At 39.2% G+C, this 17,892-nt stretch carries 20 protein-coding genes; 10 read left to right on the top strand and 10 right to left on the bottom strand.

Going from position 1 to position 17,892, the window contains the following annotated elements:
• Positions 1–39: 39 nt before the first annotated feature.
• The 6 genes from clpP to HCU67_RS01275 all read right to left on the bottom strand — a co-directional run bounded on the left by clpP (position 40) and on the right by HCU67_RS01275 (position 5,815).
• Positions 40–720, bottom strand: a complete 681-nt coding sequence (clpP, locus tag HCU67_RS01300) for an ATP-dependent Clp endopeptidase proteolytic subunit ClpP (RefSeq protein ID WP_168550805.1) — start codon at positions 718–720, stop codon at positions 40–42.
• A gap of 84 nt (positions 721–804) precedes the next feature.
• Positions 805–2,127, bottom strand: coding sequence for a trigger factor (tig, locus tag HCU67_RS01295; protein WP_168550804.1), 1,323 nt, complete (start codon positions 2,125–2,127; stop codon positions 805–807).
• Positions 2,128–2,218: 91 nt separating this feature from the next.
• Positions 2,219–2,569, bottom strand: a complete 351-nt coding sequence (locus tag HCU67_RS01290) for a phage holin family protein (RefSeq protein ID WP_168550803.1) — start codon at positions 2,567–2,569, stop codon at positions 2,219–2,221.
• A 49-nt stretch (positions 2,570–2,618) separates the two neighbouring features.
• Positions 2,619–4,202 carry an SGNH/GDSL hydrolase family protein gene (locus tag HCU67_RS01285; protein ID WP_168550802.1) on the bottom strand — a complete coding sequence of 528 codons (1,584 nt, stop codon included), beginning with the start codon at positions 4,200–4,202 and terminating at the stop codon, positions 2,619–2,621.
• A 129-nt stretch (positions 4,203–4,331) separates the two neighbouring features.
• The gene (locus HCU67_RS01280; RefSeq protein WP_168550801.1) at positions 4,332–5,102 is read right to left on the bottom strand and encodes an alpha/beta fold hydrolase; all 771 of its coding nucleotides are present in this window, start codon (positions 5,100–5,102) and stop codon (positions 4,332–4,334) included.
• Entirely contained in the window at positions 5,102–5,815 is a 714-nt protein-coding gene (locus HCU67_RS01275; protein ID WP_168550800.1) for a pyridoxine 5'-phosphate synthase, read from the bottom strand. Before HCU67_RS01275 ends, HCU67_RS01280 begins: the two co-directional genes overlap by 1 nt.
• A gap of 88 nt (positions 5,816–5,903) precedes the next feature.
• On the opposite strand from HCU67_RS01275, the gene HCU67_RS01270 reads away from it, so the two are divergent.
• The 8 genes from HCU67_RS01270 (at position 5,904) to murI (ending at position 14,117) form a co-directional block, all read left to right on the top strand.
• Entirely contained in the window at positions 5,904–6,560 is a 657-nt protein-coding gene (locus HCU67_RS01270; RefSeq protein ID WP_168550799.1) for a CBS domain-containing protein, read from the top strand.
• 2 nt (positions 6,561–6,562) lie between these two features.
• Complete coding sequence (locus HCU67_RS01265) at positions 6,563–7,444, top strand: NAD kinase (protein ID WP_168550798.1); 882 nt, start codon at positions 6,563–6,565, stop codon at positions 7,442–7,444.
• Positions 7,445–7,580: 136 nt separating this feature from the next.
• The gene (gene porG, locus HCU67_RS01260; protein WP_428046389.1) at positions 7,581–8,240 is read left to right on the top strand and encodes a type IX secretion system protein PorG; all 660 of its coding nucleotides are present in this window, start codon (positions 7,581–7,583) and stop codon (positions 8,238–8,240) included.
• Between the two features lie 166 nt (positions 8,241–8,406).
• On the top strand, positions 8,407–9,147 hold the full coding sequence (gene uppS, locus HCU67_RS01255; protein WP_168550796.1) for an undecaprenyl pyrophosphate synthase: 741 nt from the start codon (positions 8,407–8,409) through the stop codon (positions 9,145–9,147).
• Positions 9,119–11,764: an outer membrane protein assembly factor BamA gene (gene bamA / locus HCU67_RS01250; RefSeq protein ID WP_168550795.1), complete on the top strand. Its 2,646-nt coding sequence runs from the start codon at positions 9,119–9,121 to the stop codon at positions 11,762–11,764. The genes uppS and bamA overlap by 29 nt, the downstream gene beginning before the upstream one ends.
• 96 nt (positions 11,765–11,860) lie before the next feature.
• Positions 11,861–12,691 carry an OmpH/Skp family outer membrane protein gene (locus tag HCU67_RS01245; protein ID WP_168550794.1) on the top strand — a complete coding sequence of 277 codons (831 nt, stop codon included), beginning with the start codon at positions 11,861–11,863 and terminating at the stop codon, positions 12,689–12,691.
• 54 nt (positions 12,692–12,745) lie between these two features.
• The gene (locus HCU67_RS01240; RefSeq protein WP_168552022.1) at positions 12,746–13,261 is read left to right on the top strand and encodes an OmpH/Skp family outer membrane protein; all 516 of its coding nucleotides are present in this window, start codon (positions 12,746–12,748) and stop codon (positions 13,259–13,261) included.
• A gap of 73 nt (positions 13,262–13,334) precedes the next feature.
• The gene (gene murI, locus HCU67_RS01235) at positions 13,335–14,117 is read left to right on the top strand and encodes a glutamate racemase (RefSeq protein WP_168550793.1); all 783 of its coding nucleotides are present in this window, start codon (positions 13,335–13,337) and stop codon (positions 14,115–14,117) included.
• A gap of 20 nt (positions 14,118–14,137) precedes the next feature.
• On the opposite strand, the gene HCU67_RS01230 is transcribed toward murI, so the two are convergent.
• Complete coding sequence (locus HCU67_RS01230; protein WP_246865682.1) at positions 14,138–14,632, bottom strand: dihydrofolate reductase; 495 nt, start codon at positions 14,630–14,632, stop codon at positions 14,138–14,140.
• Positions 14,629–15,024, bottom strand: coding sequence for a 2TM domain-containing protein (locus HCU67_RS01225; protein WP_168550792.1), 396 nt, complete (start codon positions 15,022–15,024; stop codon positions 14,629–14,631). The genes HCU67_RS01230 and HCU67_RS01225 overlap by 4 nt, the downstream gene beginning before the upstream one ends.
• Positions 15,025–15,067: 43 nt before the next feature.
• Here HCU67_RS01225 and HCU67_RS01220 point away from each other — a divergent pair, with 43 nt between their 5' ends.
• Entirely contained in the window at positions 15,068–16,174 is a 1,107-nt protein-coding gene (locus HCU67_RS01220; RefSeq protein ID WP_168550791.1) for an aminotransferase class V-fold PLP-dependent enzyme, read from the top strand.
• A 131-nt stretch (positions 16,175–16,305) separates the two neighbouring features.
• Positions 16,306–16,602, top strand: coding sequence for an isoamylase early set domain-containing protein (locus HCU67_RS01215; protein WP_168550790.1), 297 nt, complete (start codon positions 16,306–16,308; stop codon positions 16,600–16,602).
• Positions 16,603–16,623: 21 nt separating this feature from the next.
• Here HCU67_RS01215 and HCU67_RS01210 read toward each other — a convergent pair whose 3' ends face one another.
• Both HCU67_RS01210 and egtD read right to left on the bottom strand, forming a co-directional pair.
• Complete coding sequence (locus HCU67_RS01210; protein WP_168550789.1) at positions 16,624–16,905, bottom strand: DUF427 domain-containing protein; 282 nt, start codon at positions 16,903–16,905, stop codon at positions 16,624–16,626.
• Positions 16,906–16,912: 7 nt separating this feature from the next.
• A complete protein-coding gene (gene egtD, locus HCU67_RS01205) occupies positions 16,913–17,881 on the bottom strand; it encodes an L-histidine N(alpha)-methyltransferase (protein WP_168550788.1) in 969 nt (322 codons plus the stop codon).
• Between the last annotated feature and the right edge of the window lie 11 nt (positions 17,882–17,892).

Raw genomic sequence — 17,892 nt, 5'->3', positions numbered from 1 at the left:
CCTTCTATTTCGGGGGATTAATTTCCGCAATTACGGAAATTAGTCGTGATCCCGCTCTAAAATTTCGTCTATCATACCATATTCTTTGGCATCTGGTGCTTTCATCCAGTAATCACGGTCACTATCTTCATAAACCTTATCAAAGGTTTGTCCCGAATGTTTTGAGATGATATGGTACAATTCGTCTTTGATCTTCAATACTTCTTTTGCAGCAATTTCAATATCGCTCGCTTGACCTTGCGCACCAGAAAGGGGCTGGTGGATCATAACCCTTGAATGTGGCAGTCCACTGCGTTTGCCTTTTTGGCCGGCGCAAAGCAATACCGCAGCCATAGAGGCGGCAATGCCCGTACAAATGGTATTCACATCAGGCTTGATGAACTGCATGGTGTCATAAATACCCAAGCCCGCGTAAACGCCCCCACCAGGTGAATTGATGTAAATAGAAATATCTTTTGTTGAATCTGTACTTTCTAAAAAAAGCAATTGTGCTTGAACAATATTGGCCACTTGGTCATTGATACCTGTACCCATAAAAATGATACGGTCCATCATCAATCGTGAGAATACATCGAAAACGGCAATGTTCATTTTGCGTTCTTCAATGATATTCGGTGTCATATTCACAGGGTACATACTACTGATCAATTGGTCATAGTACATGCTGTTTACCCCATGGTCTTTGATGGCAAATTTTTCGAATTCCTTCGCGTAATCCATAGAATTTTTTAAATCCATTTAAACAAAAAACGGTCCTGAAATCTCGTTATTTCAGAACCGTAAATATACTCATTATTTAGAATGCTATTTGTAGGCCTCTTTTATAAAGTTCTCATAAGAAACCTCTTTTACCTTAAGGTTCGACTTTTCTTTAAACAAGTCAAGCATTTTTTGACTCATCAATTGTTCTGACAAGCGTTTCACCTCTTCCTGATTACCCAAAACACGGGTTGAAATGTTTTCCAATTCTTCCTCGGTTGGATTCATATGACCGTATTGTGCCATTTGTGATTTGATGAATCCTTTTGAGAATTCCTTGATTTCATCAAGGGTTACTTGAAGGTCATTTTCTTTAATCAATTTACCTTCAATAAGTTGGTATCGAAGTCCTTTTTCAGACTTTTCATATTCTTCGCTTGCCTGCTCATCGGTCAAAGGATTTTCACCACTTACTTGAATCCATTTCTTTAAAAACTCAGCAGGCAATTCGAACTTCGTATCATCGATGAGTTTTTCGGTAACATCATTCAATAACTTCTGATCGGATTGCTGTTCGAACTGTTTTTCTGAGTCCTCTTTGATCTTGGCCTTCATTTCGGCTGCTGAACTTACATTGCCCTCACCAAAAAGCTTATCGAATAACTCTTGGTTAAGTTCAGCTGGCTCGCGTTCATTGATTTCATCAATGTTGAATGACACTTCAACATTTAGCTTTTCGGCCTTGTCATTGGCAATACCCAAGGCAGAAGCCAAGAGGTAATCTTCTTTAAAAAGTCCTTTGGTTTTTATGGTTACAGTGTCGCCCACTTTACTTCCAACCAAAGTATCGATGCCCTTTTTACTTTTGATTTTTGATAGCTCGATAGTCGTTTTGTTCTCGATCTCTTCGGCCTCATTCTTAAAAGTTCCCGTTACTTCAGAGTTCTTTTTTACTTCAGTCTGCGAGAGCATCTTACCGTATTGTTTCTGAATACGCTCAACTTGCTCATCAATCATTTTTTTATCGGCAACGATTTTGAACTGAACGACTGGTTTTTTGGTCTTCAAATTCACATCAAATTCTGGTGCCAATCCCAATTCAAATTCGAAATCAAAATTTTCATTGTTCCAATCAAAATCATCCTGTGCTTTTGGTAACGGATTTCCCAAAACATCCAACTTCTCTTCGGTCAGATATTTGTTGAGGTTGTCTTGAAGCAACTTGTTTACCTCATCGACCAACACGGCCTTACCGTACTGCTTTTTGATAAGACCAATAGGCACTTGACCTTTACGAAAACCAGGAATGTTCGCCTGCTTTCGATAATCGTTCAAAATCTTGTTCACCTTGTCTTGGTAGTCGTCTTTGGTTATAGCAACCTTAACTACTGCATTCAGTTTGTCTATCTGCTCTTTGGTGATGTTCATAGGACCAATTTTGTTTTTAAAAAAGGATGGCAAAAGTAGCCTATTTTTTTTGTTGGAACAAGTTAAAATATCTTGAAAACCAGCCTTTATGCTAGCTTTTTTTATCTTCTTTCAACAGGGAATAAAAAATGGATTGTAGTATCGAGAGCAGAAAGCTAAAAAGCAAGGCCCACCAAATGCTACTAACCTCAAACCCTGGAATGAAATAGTCTGCCATCAAAATCAAGATTGCGTTGATAAACAGCAGAAAAATACCCAAAGTGATAATCGTTATGGGTAGGGTTAAAATAATGAGTACGGGTTTTACCAAAAACTTTAACAGGCTCAAAACCAATGCGACCACAAGAGCGGTTACATAAGAGTCCACAAAAACTCCTGGAAGTAATTTTGCCAATAAGACAACTGCAACGGCACTGAGTACCAAACGTAAAAGTGTTTTCATAAAAAAAGGGCATCAAAAATGATGCCCTAAAAATATGTTTGTCGGTCTCTTAGTTGATATAAAGTCCCGTAAAGTCAAGAGGATTGACTCCCGGTAGGGTTGAACCGTATTTAGCATTGATGCTTTCAGCAAAAAGGTTTGCCAAAATGGCATACCCTCTTGGGGAAGGATGAACCCCATCAAGTGAAAATCCACCACCTGTTCCAAAATCAGTTGTTACCGTACTTCCGTCAGGTAAAAGAATACCGGCTGTTCCAAATTCAACGAAGAATGCATTGGCATCAACCAAGGCAATATCGTACTGAGCTGCCAAGCCGGCAATGACTTGATTGTAAGCCGCAATAGCAGTAGTTGCCGTAGCCTGCTCATCAGGTGTTAACACCCATTGATCCTCCAATGGCCAAGTAATTCCGTTAACGGAAAGTTGACCTGCAGTGGTTGCATCTACACCTAAACTTTGCAAAAAGGCAAAGGCATCTGTGTTCACCTGAGCAATAACACCCTGACTGGTCAAAACCAATTTATCTTCAGCCGTGGCTTGTCTTGCTTGGCCATAGACCAAACCTAATACGGTCGCAGTTCCAATGTCCAATCCGCCCCCAGCTAAAACTTGGGTCAATTGGGCAGAAATATCGGCCAAACTTTCGTCTTTAATAACCACCGCACTGGCAGCAGTTGTGCTAAATTCAATTTTTCTTTCAGGAACACCCAAGAAATCAAATGCAGCGTTCAAACCTGCTAATTGCGCATTAAGCGCTGGAATCTGTGGCGCAAAATCCGGATTTGTTGGACTTAAAGGAGCGAAAGGAACCGTGTTTAAAAATGGAATTGCCGTTACATCAGGAATGTTAGCAATTGCACCTCCACTTGCGGTGGCAGTCATAGTTTGTAAAATGGCATCAATTGATCCAGCGACTACGTTAACATCTGAAATATCGCTGCCGCCATAGGTGCTAGGATCTATGTTACCGGCTTGGTCAACACCTGAACCACCAGAAACGGCGTAACCCAAAACATCATTGTTTCCAATCCACAAGGTGAAAAACGAAGCACCTTGTGCAGCTGCATCACCAAGAACGGTTGCTGTTGAAGAAGATGCCATCCGGGCAAAGTATGGATTCGCAGTACCCAAAGCCACACCAGCTACATCACCGTAGCCAGGCGCTAATAGATGGTAACTTTTTGCACCAGGTACACCCATATTGTTAAAGCTACCACTAAGTATGTTTGAGACTTCGGTAGCCCCTTGGCCTTGAACAGCAACAGGAGCAGGTGAACCACTGGCAAAAGAGAGAATTAGTCTGTTACCTGAAATTGGGTTGCCTCCCAGTGTCAACCCTCCAAGATTGTCGGCCATTAAAGGCTGGTTGAAACTTCCGCCACCAGCTAGTGCAAAATTGCTTGCCAACATATTGGGAAATGAAGCTTCTTGGCCCGCTATAAAAAGTGCAGCGTCAGAAAACCCTGCTGTCAATGAATTACCTAAGGCCACATAATTTGAAAAATTTGCGGAACCACTGGTTACAACGACCGGGTCAGGAGTGGGTGTTTCAGTTTGCACAACACCTTCATCCTCTTCACATGAAATCAAGAAAAGCCCAGAGAAAAGTAACAGGGCGAGGAACTTTTTCATATCAAAAATAGAGTTTAGTTTTAGTAAATATTTGCGTTAATAGGAAGGATTCAAAGCTAGATTAAAATTGCCATTCCACCAATAAAAGGGGTGAAAAAATTATGCATGCATAATAAATTTGGATAAATTTTAACTAATCAAAAAATCAAGGGTAATTTCAAAAAATTGCTTCGGATTTTCAGCGTGCAACCAATGACCCGCATTTTCAACCGTCTTTAAAACCGCTGAAGGAAAATGGCTTTTAATGGTATTGATGTCTTGATCGGAAATGTATTCAGATCGGTCTCCTCGAACGAAAAGTGTATGGCCTTCAAACGAATCTGAACTCAAAAGGTTTTCACCGATTTCTTCCATTCGGTCCTTTAAAATGTCGAGATTGAAACGAAACCCTAGTTTCCCTTTTTCGACCCAGTGTAAATTTTTGAGTAAAAACTGTCGAATCCCAAAATCGGATAAATGTTTTGACAGGGCTTCATCTGCTTGCTTCCTAGAGTTGATACTTGTAATCTCCAATGCAGTAAGTGCATCTACAATGTACTGGTGGTGCGGTGGATAAAATTTTGGAGCAATATCAGCAACTATCAATTTGTTGACCTGATTAGGGTAAGAACAAGCGAATTGCATTGCTGTTTTACCACCCATGGAATGCCCTAAAATATCCGGTGCTACAAGATGGTTTGCGTTGATATACCCATGAAGGTCATTTGCAAGAATTTGATAGTTGAACTCATCGGAGTGAAAACTCTTTCCGTGATTTCGTTGGTCAATCAAATGAACTTCAAACCCATTATCAGCGTATTGTGACCCAAGCGTTTTCCAGTTATCGGACATGCCCAAAAAACCGTGAAGTATTAGTAGAGGGTGGCCTGAACCCAGTATTTTAGAGTGTAGCTCCTGCATTATTGTAAGCGATGAATATACATATTGATGACGTTCTCAAGACCAAGGTAAATTGATTCACATATCAAGGCATGGCCAATGGAAACCTCAAGCAAGCCAGGTATGTGGTCTTTGAAAAATTTGATATTATCCAAACTTAGGTCATGACCAGCGTTGATTCCTAATCCTACTTTCTGTGCAACTTCAGCGGCTTCAGTAAATGGTTTAATGCCATTATGGTTTCCTTCGGCATAGGCCTTCGCATAACTTTCGGTATAGAGTTCAATACGGTCAGTACCGGTCTCAGCAGCGCCTTCTACCATTGTCTTGTTGGGATCAACAAAAATGGAGGTTCGAATACCTGCAGATTTAAATGTTTGAATAACATCGACCAAAAAAGACCTATGCTTTTTGGTATCCCAACCAGCATTTGAAGTAATGGCATCTTCAGCATCAGGTACCAAGGTCACTTGAGTTGGTTTTGTTGCCAATACCAAGTCTACGAACTTCGGAATGGGGTTGCCTTCAATATTAAATTCGGTGGTGACTATTTTGGCAAGATCGTGGGCATCTTGATATTTAATATGCCTTTCATCAGGTCTGGGATGCACTGTGATACCTTGCGCTCCGAAACCCTCAATATCCTGCGCTGATTTCACGAGGTTCGGAACATTTCCGCCACGTGAGTTTCTAAGGGTTGCCAGCTTGTTAATGTTAACACTTAGCTTTGTCATATGGGTTTTCAACTTTGAAGCTGCAAAAATACGAATTGGGCATGCCTTTTGCTTGTGTTTATTTGTATTTTGCGATAACGAAAGAGCTATGAACATTCAAAATCAAATAATTACTACCTTACCTATTTTCGACATTGAATCATCCTTGTCTGAGGTGATTGATTTTTTTGTGGAAACTACCTATTCTCATGTAGCAATTTCTGAAAATGAAGTTTTTTTGGGATTGTTATCAGAAAATGATTTGGCTTGTTTTGAGGCTCACCAAAAAATTGATCAGTTCCGATACGATTTAGAAAGCTTTTTTGTTACTGCTGAAACCTCTTGGTTGGATGTACTTGAGAAATTCGCCCGTAACGAAGCCAATATTTTACCTATTCTTGAAGAAGGTGGTAAGATTATAGGTCATTACGATTTGAATGATGTTGTAGGTGAATTTATTGGAACACCTTTTTTTACTGAACCTGGAGGTATTTTGGTCGTAGCAAAGGGCATCAAGGACTATTCCTTTAGTGAAATATCGCAAATTGTCGAAAGCAATAATACGAGATTACTTGGCGCATTTATAAGTGATAGCCAAAACGATGTGGTTCAAGTTACCTTGAAAATTGGGTCAACCAACCTAAATGATGTTACCCAAACCTTCCGGCGTTACAACTACGAAGTTGTTTTTGGAAACAATGATGATCTCTTTATTGAAGATTTAAAGCAGCGGTCCGATTACTTGAACAAATACTTAAATGTTTGAGCATGAAAGTGGCAATCTATGGCCAAGTATATGAAGGGCAGCAGGTTGCTCCTGTTCTGGACTTGCTCGATGAATTAAAAAAAGCGAAGGCGGAAGCTGTCATCGAGACGAATTTTTACGATTTTTTGGCGGAATCACTAGCATTGGGAAGTTTCCAGAGATTTGACCAGAGCAATGGGTTGGATACCTCCTTCGACCTATTTGTAAGCTTTGGCGGTGACGGAACCATGCTACGTGCAGTAACTTATGTTGGTGATTTGGGCATTCCTATAGTAGGGGTTAATACAGGTCGGCTGGGTTTTCTTTCAACCTTTGATAAAAATGAGGTTCGAAAAGTGGTTACCGAGTTCCAAAATGGGGCCTTTAGTATAGAGGAACGGAGCTTGGTCGAAATTTCATTGGAGGATGGTATAAAGGAATTCGATGAGTTGAATTTCGCTTTAAACGAAATAACGGTCAGCAGAAAGGATACCACCTCTATGATTACTGTTGACACTTACTTAAATGATGAATTTTTAAGTTCCTATTGGGCTGATGGTCTTATTATTTCGACCCCTACAGGTTCAACAGGTTATTCCTTAAGTTGCGGTGGACCCGTAATTGCACCCACTACAAAGTCATTGGTGCTTACTCCCATAGCACCCCATAATCTCAGTGCTAGACCATTGGTCATTCCTGATGATACTGAAATTCGACTCGTAGTTTCGGGTAGGGAAGATAACCACTTGGTTTCCCTCGACTCAAGAATAGCAGCAATACCCAACGGAAAGGAAATACGTATTCGCAAGGCTGATTTCACCATAAAAATGGTTGAGTACAAATCTGAAAGCTTCCTGAAGACAATTCGTAACAAGTTGTTATGGGGTCAGGATAAGCGCAATTGATACCTCAAAACAATATTTAGCGCTAAAAGTAGTTTTACAAGCAGAACAAATATGAGATGAAAAGGGGTAATTCCTGTTTTTATCATCAATGCAATCTTACCGTTTTATGAGAACATGCTGCTTGGCATTTTTGCTGATGCTACTTGCATTGCCCATTAAGGCCCAAACCTACGAGATTGGACTTTTTGGTGGTGGTGCAAATTTGATTGGAGATGTGGGGAGAACCAACTACGTTTTACCTTCGGGCCTGGCCGTTGGAGGCGTTTTTAAATGGAACAAGAGTAAGCGTTATGCATGGCGCGGTAGTATTTATTATGGTAATGTGGTCGCTGAAGATATTCAATCGAGCCAGCCTTCTAGACAACAACGTGCATTTCGAGTTGAGAACTCCATACTAGAATATTCTGCAGGGCTTGAATTTAACTTTGTGGAATATAACTTACACAAGCTTGGACCAGCGTTTACGCCATATCTTTACACAGGAATCACTTATTTCCGATACGACTTCTATTATATTGATGCCCAACAAGTTCAGGATATTGGCCAAAAAGATGGTAGTTTTGCAATACCCATGACAGTTGGGGCCAAATATCGGTTAAACCAGTTTTTAATTCTGGGTGCCGAAATAGGGGCGAGGTATACCTTTTCAGATAACTTGGATGCCAGTAATCCCGAAAACTCGAATTTTGAACAATTCAGGTTCGGAAATTTTTTAAGTGATGACTGGTATGTCTTTTCTGGGTTTACCCTAACCTACACTTTTGGCCGCAAACCTTGTCAGGATTGTTTTGAATGATTCCATTTGAACCTTTCGAATTGAAACGGAAATACATGGAATTGTGCTCAGTTTGCGACTTCATTTGAGTTGCATAAACAGCGCCACGAAGCGATTAAAAGACAAAAAATGGGTGCAGAAACATAATTTTTAGCCGGTGCGAAGCACGTAAATGGGTTCAAAATAAATGCACGACCAAACCAAAATCGATAAAGAAAATCTTCCGAAGCACATTGCCGTAATCATGGATGGTAATGGTAGATGGGCCAAACAACGTGGAAAACTTCGCGTATTTGGGCATGAGAATGGTGTAGAAGCTGTACGCCAGACCGTTGAGAATTGTGCACGTTTGCAAATTGATTTTCTAACACTTTATGCGTTTTCCACTGAAAATTGGAACAGGCCCCAAATTGAGGTACAGACCTTAATGAAGCTGCTGGTTTCTTCTTTAAAGAAAGAATTAAAGACGTTACAAGAGAATAATATTAGATTGAATACAATTGGCAATATAGACTCGCTACCTAAAAAAGCCAATCGTGAACTGAAGGAAGTAATGGAAAAGACTTCTGAAAATTCTGGAATGACCTTGACCCTCGCTTTGAGTTACGGTTCACGACACGAGTTGACCTTAGCTGTTAAAAATATTGCCTCCAAAGTTAAAAATAACCTAATTTCGCCGGATCTTATTGATGAGCAATACATAAATGCCCATCTTTACACGCATGACCTGCCCGATGTAGACCTACTTATTCGTACTAGTGGGGAACACCGAATAAGTAATTTTTTGCTTTGGCAAATAGCGTATGCGGAATTAGTTTTTATTGATGTATTTTGGCCTGATTTTAGCGAACAGCATTTAATTGAAGCTATAATCAGTTACCAGAAAAGGGAACGAAGATTTGGAAAGACAAGCGAACAACTTAGCTGAGGGAAAGACAAAGACGTACAACAACCCCCTATTATTTATCCTATTATTACTGATAACAAACGCAGTGTTTTGTCAAGGTGTCTCATTGGACAATGCCAAAACATACATCCTTGGCGGACTCGAAGTAACCGGTGTAAAAAGCTACAACGAACAAACGGTTAAAACCTATACCGGTCTTCGTATTGGACAGGAATTACGTATTCCAGGAGAAGAGACCAGTGCTGTTATCAAAAAATTATGGGGTCTGGAACTCTTCAGTGATATCAAATTTTACATTACCAAAATAGAAGGTGACAAAGTATTTCTTGAACTCAATATCAAAGAGCGACCTACTTTGACCGACGTTACCGTTTATGGGGTCAAGAAACGAAAAGTTGAAGGGGTATTAAATGATACCGACCTAAAAAAAGGGAAGAAGATTACGGAAAGCCTTATCGCCAATACAAAGTCTTATTTAACGAACAAATACCGAAAACAAGGGTTTTTAAATGCTAAGGTCAGCATTGCAACCTCTGTTGATACTTCAGCCACCAACTCTGAAAGCATGGTAATTAATGTTAAGAAGGGTGAGAAGGTGAAAATTAAGGAAATTACCTTCGAAGGCAACGAAAAGTTGAAAGATAAAAAACTTAAGAAGGCTTTAAAGAATACCAAGCAAAAGAAGTTTTATCGTTTTTGGAAAAAGTCAAAATATATAGAGGCTGATTACCAAGAAGATTTGGATAAACTTGTCGATGCTTATGCTGAAAAGGGCTATCGAGATGCAAGGGTGCTTTCTGACACTTTTGTTAAACTCAATGATAACAATATTGCATTGAAAATTAAGGTTGAAGAGGGTGATAAATACTACTTCGGAGATATCAACTTTGTAGGTAATTCGGTCTATACTGATAGGCAATTGGCCCAAGTTTTGGGTATAAAAAAGGGAGACACCTATAATGGGGTCTTACTCAAGGAACGCATTGCTGATGACTCAAAACCTGATGCTGAGGATGTCACTAACCTCTACCAAAATAATGGATACTTATTCTCGCGAATAAACCCTGTGGAAATCTCAGCAATAAATGATACCATTGACTTTGAGATTCGCATAATTGAAGGTAAAGAGACCTTTTTGAACCATGTAACCGTCGTCGGTAACGATAAAACGAATGATCATGTGGTCTTCAGGGAACTTCGAACCAAACCTGGGCAAAAGTATAGCAAGGATAATATTGTAAGAACAGTTCGTGAATTAGGTCAACTCGGATTTTTTGATGCGGAACAAATAGCCCCGGATATCGAAAATCCAAATCCAAATGACGGAACTGTTGACATCAAGTATAGCTTGGTAGAATCAGGTTCAAGCCAAATAGAGCTCCAAGGAGGTTATGGCGGTGGAGGTTTCATCGGTACCCTGGGCCTCTCGTTCAATAATTTTTCAATTCAAAACCTTTTTAAGGGTGAAGCATACAAACCCGTACCTATGGGTGATGGGCAGACTTTTGCCCTTCGTTTACAGGCAAGTAGAACCTTTAGGGTTTATAGCTTAAATTTTGCAGAGCCTTGGATGGGTGGAAAGAAACCCGTTCGTTTTAACCTATCCTTTTCAAGGACTCAGCAATTCGCTGCCAATTTCGATTCACAGGGGCGTCTGCAACGAGATGACGATCGTGGATTTTCAATAACAGGGGTTTCGGCTGGTTTGGCAAAACGTGTGCAGTGGCCAGATGACTTCTTTACGATTTCACATTCATTGGGTTACCAGTTGTACGAGTTCAATGATTACAACATCGGTCTTTTCAACTTCGGTAATGGTACTTCGAACTCATTTGCCTATACCATTGGTATATCAAGAAGTTCTCAAGGACCTAGTAGAATTTACCCGCTTACAGGTTCTAATTTTGAGATTACGGCCAAGTTCACCCCGCCATATTCACTATTGTTCAATAACAAGGATTTTAAGTCCCTTAAATTAAGAAGTGAAGAAATTTCAGCCTCTGCAACTGATGGTACACCATTGACAACAGCAGAAATCAATGAATTGCAAAGTATAGAAGAAGAGCGCTTCAAATGGCTGGAATATTACAAGGTCAAGTTTAAAGGTGATTGGTACACCAGGCTGGTAGATAAACTAGTGTTGCGTACAAACGCTGAATTCGGCTTCTTAGGTAATTACAACAATGATATTGGTAATGTACCCTTCGAGCGGTTTTTTGTGGGGGGTGATGGTTTAGGAAACTTTACTTTGGATGGTAGGGATGTAATTCAACTTAGGGGTTATGAAAATAGTTCCTTAACACCTTTTAGTAACAATCCAATTACCGGTAACTTAGAACAAGATGGTGGAACCATCTACAACAAGTATTCCTTGGAATTGCGTTATCCATTGACCTTAAAACCAGCAGCATCCATTTATGCTCTCAGTTTTTTAGAGGCTGGTAATGCATTCAACAATTTTCAGGATTTTAATCCGTTTCAGTTAAAGAGATCAGCTGGAGTGGGGCTGCGTATTTTTATGCCAGCATTCGGTCTTTTAGGCATTGATTTTGGCTACGGATTCGATTCGGATGCCAGACCTAATTCGGTCGGACCTAGCGGTTGGCAAACACACTTCATCATTGGTCAACAGTTTTAACCCAGAAAATTTCGATAAGTTCAAAACCTAAGTCGTTCATTTTAAAAGAATTGGTTATTTTGGCACGATATTTTCTATACAAACTTCGTTTAACGGATGAAGACTAAACTCTTTTTAATAACGGTACTTTTTTCTTCCGTTTTTACCATAGCGCAACGCAGTGTTCGTATAGGTTATGTAGATATGGAATACATTTTGGAAAATGTAGAGGAATATCGAGATGCTTCAGAACAACTTAATGCAAAAGCGCAAAAGTGGAAGCAAGAAATAGAGTTGATGCAAAGTAAGGTTGAGCAAATGAAGAAGGATTTAATGGCGGAAAAAGTTCTTTTAACTGATGAACTGATTGCTGAGCGTGAAGAGGAAATTGAAATATTGGAAAAGGAAATGTTGGATTATCAGCAAGACCGTTTTGGGCCCCAGGGTGATTTGGTTCTGCAAAAGAAACTATTGATTCAACCCATACAAGACCAAGTATTCAACGAGGTACAAAAAATAGGTAATGGAAGGCGCTACGATTTTATTTTTGATAAATCAGCAGATGTTGTAATGTTGTATGCCCAAAATAGGCACGACGTTAGTGATTTGATTCTTCGAGAAATTTCTAGGACTAGAAAAGTCAGTGCTTCGAAGAAAGATCAAAAGTTAAAAGAACGGCTAGATGAATTTAAAGAGCAAGAGGCTGAGGTCGATGCTGAAATCAGCGAAGCGCTAAAAGAACGACAAGACCAAGCTGCCGATAAGAAAGAGGCAAGGGCCAAAGAGATGGAAGAAAGAAGGGCTGAGCAATTAAAGTTGCGGGAAGAACGTAAAAAGGCCTACGAAGAACGAAGAAAGAAATTGTTGGAAGAAAGAGAGGCTAAACGTAAAGCCAAAATTCAGGAACGAAGTAAAACACAAGAAAAAGATTCAACGAATCAAGGATAAAAATTTTTGAACACTAAAAACAGATTAAAACTCGAATTTAAAGTTACTCAGATGATGAAAAATGTTAGGATTATAGCCGTGGCGATGATGTTGTTTGTTGCAGCCACTTCATTTACAAATGCGCAAAGTAAAGTTGCCCATATAAATGTTCAACAGCTACTTGCTGAGATGCCTGAAATGATTGCGGCACAAGCAGAATTGAAAAAATTGCAGGAAACTTACCGTGCTGATATTGAAAGTTCTTACACTGAACTCCAAGGTAAATACAAGCAATACGAAACAGAAGCTGCTTCAAAAACAGAAGAAGAAAATCAAAAAAGAGCGATTGAGCTTCAAGGTATGGACCAAAACATCAAAAAAGCTGAAAACACTGCTATGCAAGAAATGCAGAAAAAACAGGCTGAACTTTTTGCTCCTATCTCTGAAAAGGCCAAGAATGCTATTGACAAGGTAGCTGCTGCCCAAGGATACGACTATGTGGTTGATTCTAGCCCAGGTTTAGGTATTATCGTTGCCAAAGGAAAAGACTTATTGGCAGACGTAAAAGTTGAGCTTTCAAAAGCACAATAGAACATTATTAAAGTAAATTTAAAAACCGCTGGTTCAGTATTCTGAATTTCCAGTGGTTTTTTTAGTTTAGGACATGAGCCAAAGCCCTATAGGTATTTTTGATTCAGGTGTAGGTGGAATTTCCATTTGGAAGGAAATTAACCAGTTATTACCCAATGAGTCAACCATATATTTGGCCGACAGTAAAAATGCCCCTTATGGAACCAAATCTACAGATGAGATTCTAGCCCTATGCATAGAAAACACCGAGCTTCTTTTAGCGAAAGGCAGTAAACTTATTGTAGTTGCCTGTAATACCGCCACAACAAATGCCATTCAAGTCTTGCGCGAAAATTACCCTGTCAAGTTTATAGGTATTGAACCTGCCATTAAACCTGCAGCGCTAAATACAAAAACAAAGAAAGTCGGTATTCTTGCTACCGAGGGAACCTTATCCAGTCAATTATTTCAGAATACATCAAAGTTGTATGCTTCAGGTATAACCGTAATAGAGCAAATAGGTGAAGGTTTGGTAACCCTTATCGAAGCTGGGAGGACAAATTCAAAGGAAACTAGAAAATTATTGGCTGAATATGTAGAACCTATGATCAAAGCAAATATCGATGCCTTGGTATTGGGTTGTACGCATTACCCTTTTTTGATACCAACTCTCAAAACGCTATTACCTTCAACGGTACAGATTATCGACTCCGGTTTTGCGGTCGCAAAACAAACCAAATCAATTTTAGAAACAGAAGGTTTAGGAGATTTTGATAGTTCTGCTGGTTCACATCAATTTTTTACAAATGCTGATGTTGAAGTCCTCTCTAGTTTTGTTCCCCAAGCAAATACTGAAATTTCCTTTTTGGACTTTTAAACTTAAATTCAAGTTTCGGGTTAAACCTTTCGCTCAAAAGTTTGATAGGTAAAATCGTATTTGTGCTTGTCGTCCTTGGAACGAAACTCCTCATTTACCAGGTTCCATTCGTTTTCATCTATTTCAGGAAAATAAGTGTCTGCTTGAAATTCCCCATGAACGCGAGTCAATTCAATATGAGTACCAAATTGCATAGCTTGCTTGTAAATTTCTCCTCCACCTATTATAAATACCTCTGCATCTACTGAAGAATAACCAATGGCGTCTTCTATTGAATGGAACAACTTGCAATCGAATTTTGGCAGGTAATTTTTATCCCTTGTAATTACTACATGCTCACGATTGGGCAAAGGTTTCGGAAATGTTTCGAAGGTCTTTCTACCCATAACGATTTTATGCCCGGAAGTCAGTTTTTTGAAGCGTTTAAAATCGTCGGGTAAATGCCATGGCAAGTCGCCATTGATGCCTAAAGAATTGTTCTCTCCAGCTGCTGCAATCAATATAATTTTACTCAATCCTCTTTTTTTTTATTAATACTGCCCATTGGAAACTCAGTTTCAATTTCCTTTTGTAATTCAGCAATTTTCGCCTTTTGTTTGGCCACTAAGTTTTCGCGTTGCTTTCGTTCCCATTCTTTGCCCATGAATTTATTGGTGACAAAAACATTAAAAGCGTGGATTACGAATAAAAAGGCCCAAGCAGTTATGGCCCAAATGAACCAGTCGTAAGATTCACCGTATTTTAAAATCTTATTGATAAGAATAAGAAATACACTACCAATAAGAAAGATGACGAAATGTACATATAACCGCTTTTTTTGGGCAATCCGCTCTTGGGCATGCTCCAACAAATCGTGTTGCTCCAGGTCAACTGCGGTTTCGGATTTCGATTTCTTTTTAAAAAGCATGTTTGGCTATCTTTAATCACAAAGATAGACCAAAAAAAAAGTGATGGACTTGACCTTAGAATCCGCTAGAAAACAATTTCCGGTACTTAAAAAATGCTTGTATGCCAATACGGCAACTTCTGGTTTGCTCTATGAGGATTTATTGGAGTGGCGCCAAGAACATGATTTAGACTTTTTGTTTGGCGGAGGCGATATGAAAATGGCCAGTATGGGCATTCTCGGAGAGACCAAGGAAGCTTTGGCCGGTTTTTTTAATTGCGATAGGGAAAGTGTGGCCTTAGTTCCCAATTTCAGTATCGGCTGGAATTTTCTTTTTGAGGGTTTGGACAAAAAAAGCAAAATCCTGCTTTTGGAAACGGATTATCCTTCTGTTAATTGGCCGGTTGAAGACAGAGGCTTTGAATGTCACTACGTCAAGATTTCGAATACCCTAGAGGAGGCGATTTTTGATGTTGTTCGAGAAAAAAAGATTGATGTCTTGGTCTTAAGTGTTGTTCAATGGGCAACAGGATTGTTCATCACCCTTGATTTTTTTAAGAAATTAAAAATGGCCTACCCCGATTTGCTGATTGTGGCTGATGGCACCCAATTCTGTGGCATGTACGGCCTTGATTTTGGCGAATCTGGAATTGATGTTCTGGGCGCAAGTGGATATAAATGGATGTTGGGTGGCTATGGTAATGGCTTCTTTTTATTTTCAGAAACTGCTGTTGAACGTTTTCGTTTAAAAAGTGTTGGCTGTGGTTCTGTGAATGGCGACCCAACGAAACGAAATGGAATACCATTTAAGAAACAATTAGAGCCAGGGCATTTGGATTCGTTCAACTTTGGAAGTTTGAAATTTTCAATTGCCTTTTTAGAACGTATAGGGATTGAAAAAATAACCGCACATAACCAAAAGATTGCCCAATTAGCCAAAGAGGGATTTTCCGATTTGGGAATTTTAAATGATATCACCCAAAAACGTAATAAACATAGTACCATCTTTAATCTCAAATTGAATGATGCCCAGTTTCAAGCGCTACTTGAAAAAGAAATAAGTTGTGCCCAACGTGCTGGAGGTGTTCGCTTTTCGTTTCATTTTTACAATACTATTGAAGATATTGAACTGGTTCTTCGAACATTAAATCAAACCCTCCGGATGAAATAATTAAAATTTTAGCCCTTGTTTTTATCAAGTTTTAATTTTTTTTGCAAGCATTTGTAAGTATCGATAAATCTTTTTTTGACTTTTAAAAACCAGAAAAAAATCGCAATACTTTTACCCCAAATTTTGACAACATGCCAATAAAAAAACAGTATCTAAAAAGTAAGCCAATTTGCAAGGTTACTTTTACCGTACCAGCAGAAGAAGCCAAAAAAGTTGTTGTAGTTGGGGACTTCAACAATTGGAAACCAAAGGGGAGTACCCTTAAAAAGTTAAAGAACGGTACATTCAAGGGTACCTTTGAATTACCAAATGAAAATACCTATGAATTCAGGTATATCATTGATGGTAATTACACCAATGATACAGAAGCCGACGGCTACGCATGGAATGATTATGCGGGAACCGAAAATGCCGTAGTAACAGTTTAAATTTTATCATTGAGGGATGGTCTATCCCTCAATGGTTACTCCTTTCCAAAAAGCAATGTATCCTTTTATTTGCTTTGCAAGTTCACTGGTCTCAGGATAGTACCAAGCGGCATCAACATTATTCTCGCCATCTACTTCGAGCGTGTAATATGAAGCTACACCCTTCCACGGGCAGTTGGTATGTGTTTCACTTTCTTTAAAGAAGTCCTTATTTATACTCTCGGGCGGGAAATAATGGTTTCCTTCAATCACAAGTGTATCATCGCTTTCAGCCAAGATCTGGCCATTCCAAATTGCTTTCATAGTACTTTTATTTCTTAAAAATGTAGTCTTTAAAATAATTTTTTTCATCAGCGAAACTGGTGACTAAACTAAGACCAGCCTCATTGGCAAGCCAACTGACGACTTCATCGTCATATTTCTGCGAAATTTCCGTGTGAATTGTTTCCCAAGGTTTAAATCGCACATTCAAATCCAATGCCTCAAGTCGAACTTTGCATTCATGTTGAGCAACTAAATAACTTTTCGCCGTACCAGTTTCAGGATCATATACTTCCCAATGGATAAAGTTGTCCAAATTAAAATCTCCACCTAATTCGTTGTTAATTCGAGTTAGCACGTTTTTGTTGAATGCGGCAGTTATGCCGGCCTTGTCGTTATAAGCATCTAAAATGGTCTGTGGGTTCTTCTTTTGGTCCATTCCCATAAACAAAAGATCACCTTCATTCATGGCCGCCCTAAGTTGCTTTAGAAAATCAATAGCCTGCGGATGCAGGAGGTTTCCAATGTTGGAACCTAAAAACAAAATAATTTTTCTCTTATTATGTGCTGTACCAATTGTTTTTAAGGTGTCAAAATAAGTTCCTTGTAAGGTGTTTATTTTAACTTTTGGGAGTTCTAAATTAATGGAAGCCTCCAATTGGTCCAATGCATTTTGACTAATGTCAATGGGACGATAGTCAAATTCGACGCCTTTTTCAGATAAATACTTCAATAGAATTTTAGTCTTTTTACCATCACCAGCTCCGAGTTCAAAAAGGCTAAAGTCGTCTACTTCTTCTCCAAATAAATTTGCAAGTGCCGCTTTGTTCCGTTCTAAAATGTCAAACTCACAATTGGTCAAATAATATTCCGGCATGGCCATAATCTGCTGAAAAAGCTCGTCACCGGTGGCGTCATAAAAATATTTTGAAGATAAATGTTTTGGGAAATCAGTCAATCCCTTACGCACTTCCTCGGCAAATACTGAGTTGGCAATTTGGGTGGTGTTCTCTTGCATAGGTTTATAGT

The organism is Croceivirga thetidis (assembly GCF_012272815.1).
In the GTDB taxonomy this organism is placed as follows: Bacteria; Bacteroidota; Bacteroidia; order Flavobacteriales; family Flavobacteriaceae; genus Croceivirga; species Croceivirga thetidis.
The sequence above is the reverse complement of the archived record's forward strand: the minus strand, read 5'-3'. Positions and strand labels throughout refer to the sequence as shown.

What these genes read in the sequence shown, in the direction of transcription:
- clpP (WP_168550805.1), bottom strand. Translation starts at nt 720, where the DNA reads ATGGATTACGCGAAGGAATTCGAAAAATTTGCCATCAAAGACCATGGG.
- tig (WP_168550804.1), bottom strand. Translation starts at nt 2,127, where the DNA reads ATGAACATCACCAAAGAGCAGATAGACAAACTGAATGCAGTAGTTAAG.
- HCU67_RS01290 (WP_168550803.1), bottom strand. Translation starts at nt 2,569, where the DNA reads ATGAAAACACTTTTACGTTTGGTACTCAGTGCCGTTGCAGTTGTCTTA.
- HCU67_RS01285 (WP_168550802.1), bottom strand. Translation starts at nt 4,202, where the DNA reads ATGAAAAAGTTCCTCGCCCTGTTACTTTTCTCTGGGCTTTTCTTGATT.
- HCU67_RS01280 (WP_168550801.1), bottom strand. Translation starts at nt 5,102, where the DNA reads ATGCAGGAGCTACACTCTAAAATACTGGGTTCAGGCCACCCTCTACTA.
- HCU67_RS01275 (WP_168550800.1), bottom strand. Translation starts at nt 5,815, where the DNA reads ATGACAAAGCTAAGTGTTAACATTAACAAGCTGGCAACCCTTAGAAAC.
- HCU67_RS01270 (WP_168550799.1), top strand. Translation starts at nt 5,904, where the DNA reads ATGAACATTCAAAATCAAATAATTACTACCTTACCTATTTTCGACATT.
- HCU67_RS01265 (WP_168550798.1), top strand. Translation starts at nt 6,563, where the DNA reads ATGAAAGTGGCAATCTATGGCCAAGTATATGAAGGGCAGCAGGTTGCT.
- porG (WP_428046389.1), top strand. Translation starts at nt 7,581, where the DNA reads ATGCTACTTGCATTGCCCATTAAGGCCCAAACCTACGAGATTGGACTT.
- uppS (WP_168550796.1), top strand. Translation starts at nt 8,407, where the DNA reads ATGCACGACCAAACCAAAATCGATAAAGAAAATCTTCCGAAGCACATT.
- HCU67_RS01245 (WP_168550794.1), top strand. Translation starts at nt 11,861, where the DNA reads ATGAAGACTAAACTCTTTTTAATAACGGTACTTTTTTCTTCCGTTTTT.
- HCU67_RS01240 (WP_168552022.1), top strand. Translation starts at nt 12,746, where the DNA reads ATGAAAAATGTTAGGATTATAGCCGTGGCGATGATGTTGTTTGTTGCA.
- murI (WP_168550793.1), top strand. Translation starts at nt 13,335, where the DNA reads ATGAGCCAAAGCCCTATAGGTATTTTTGATTCAGGTGTAGGTGGAATT.
- HCU67_RS01225 (WP_168550792.1), bottom strand. Translation starts at nt 15,024, where the DNA reads ATGCTTTTTAAAAAGAAATCGAAATCCGAAACCGCAGTTGACCTGGAG.
- HCU67_RS01220 (WP_168550791.1), top strand. Translation starts at nt 15,068, where the DNA reads ATGGACTTGACCTTAGAATCCGCTAGAAAACAATTTCCGGTACTTAAA.
- HCU67_RS01215 (WP_168550790.1), top strand. Translation starts at nt 16,306, where the DNA reads ATGCCAATAAAAAAACAGTATCTAAAAAGTAAGCCAATTTGCAAGGTT.
- HCU67_RS01210 (WP_168550789.1), bottom strand. Translation starts at nt 16,905, where the DNA reads ATGAAAGCAATTTGGAATGGCCAGATCTTGGCTGAAAGCGATGATACA.
- egtD (WP_168550788.1), bottom strand. Translation starts at nt 17,881, where the DNA reads ATGCAAGAGAACACCACCCAAATTGCCAACTCAGTATTTGCCGAGGAA.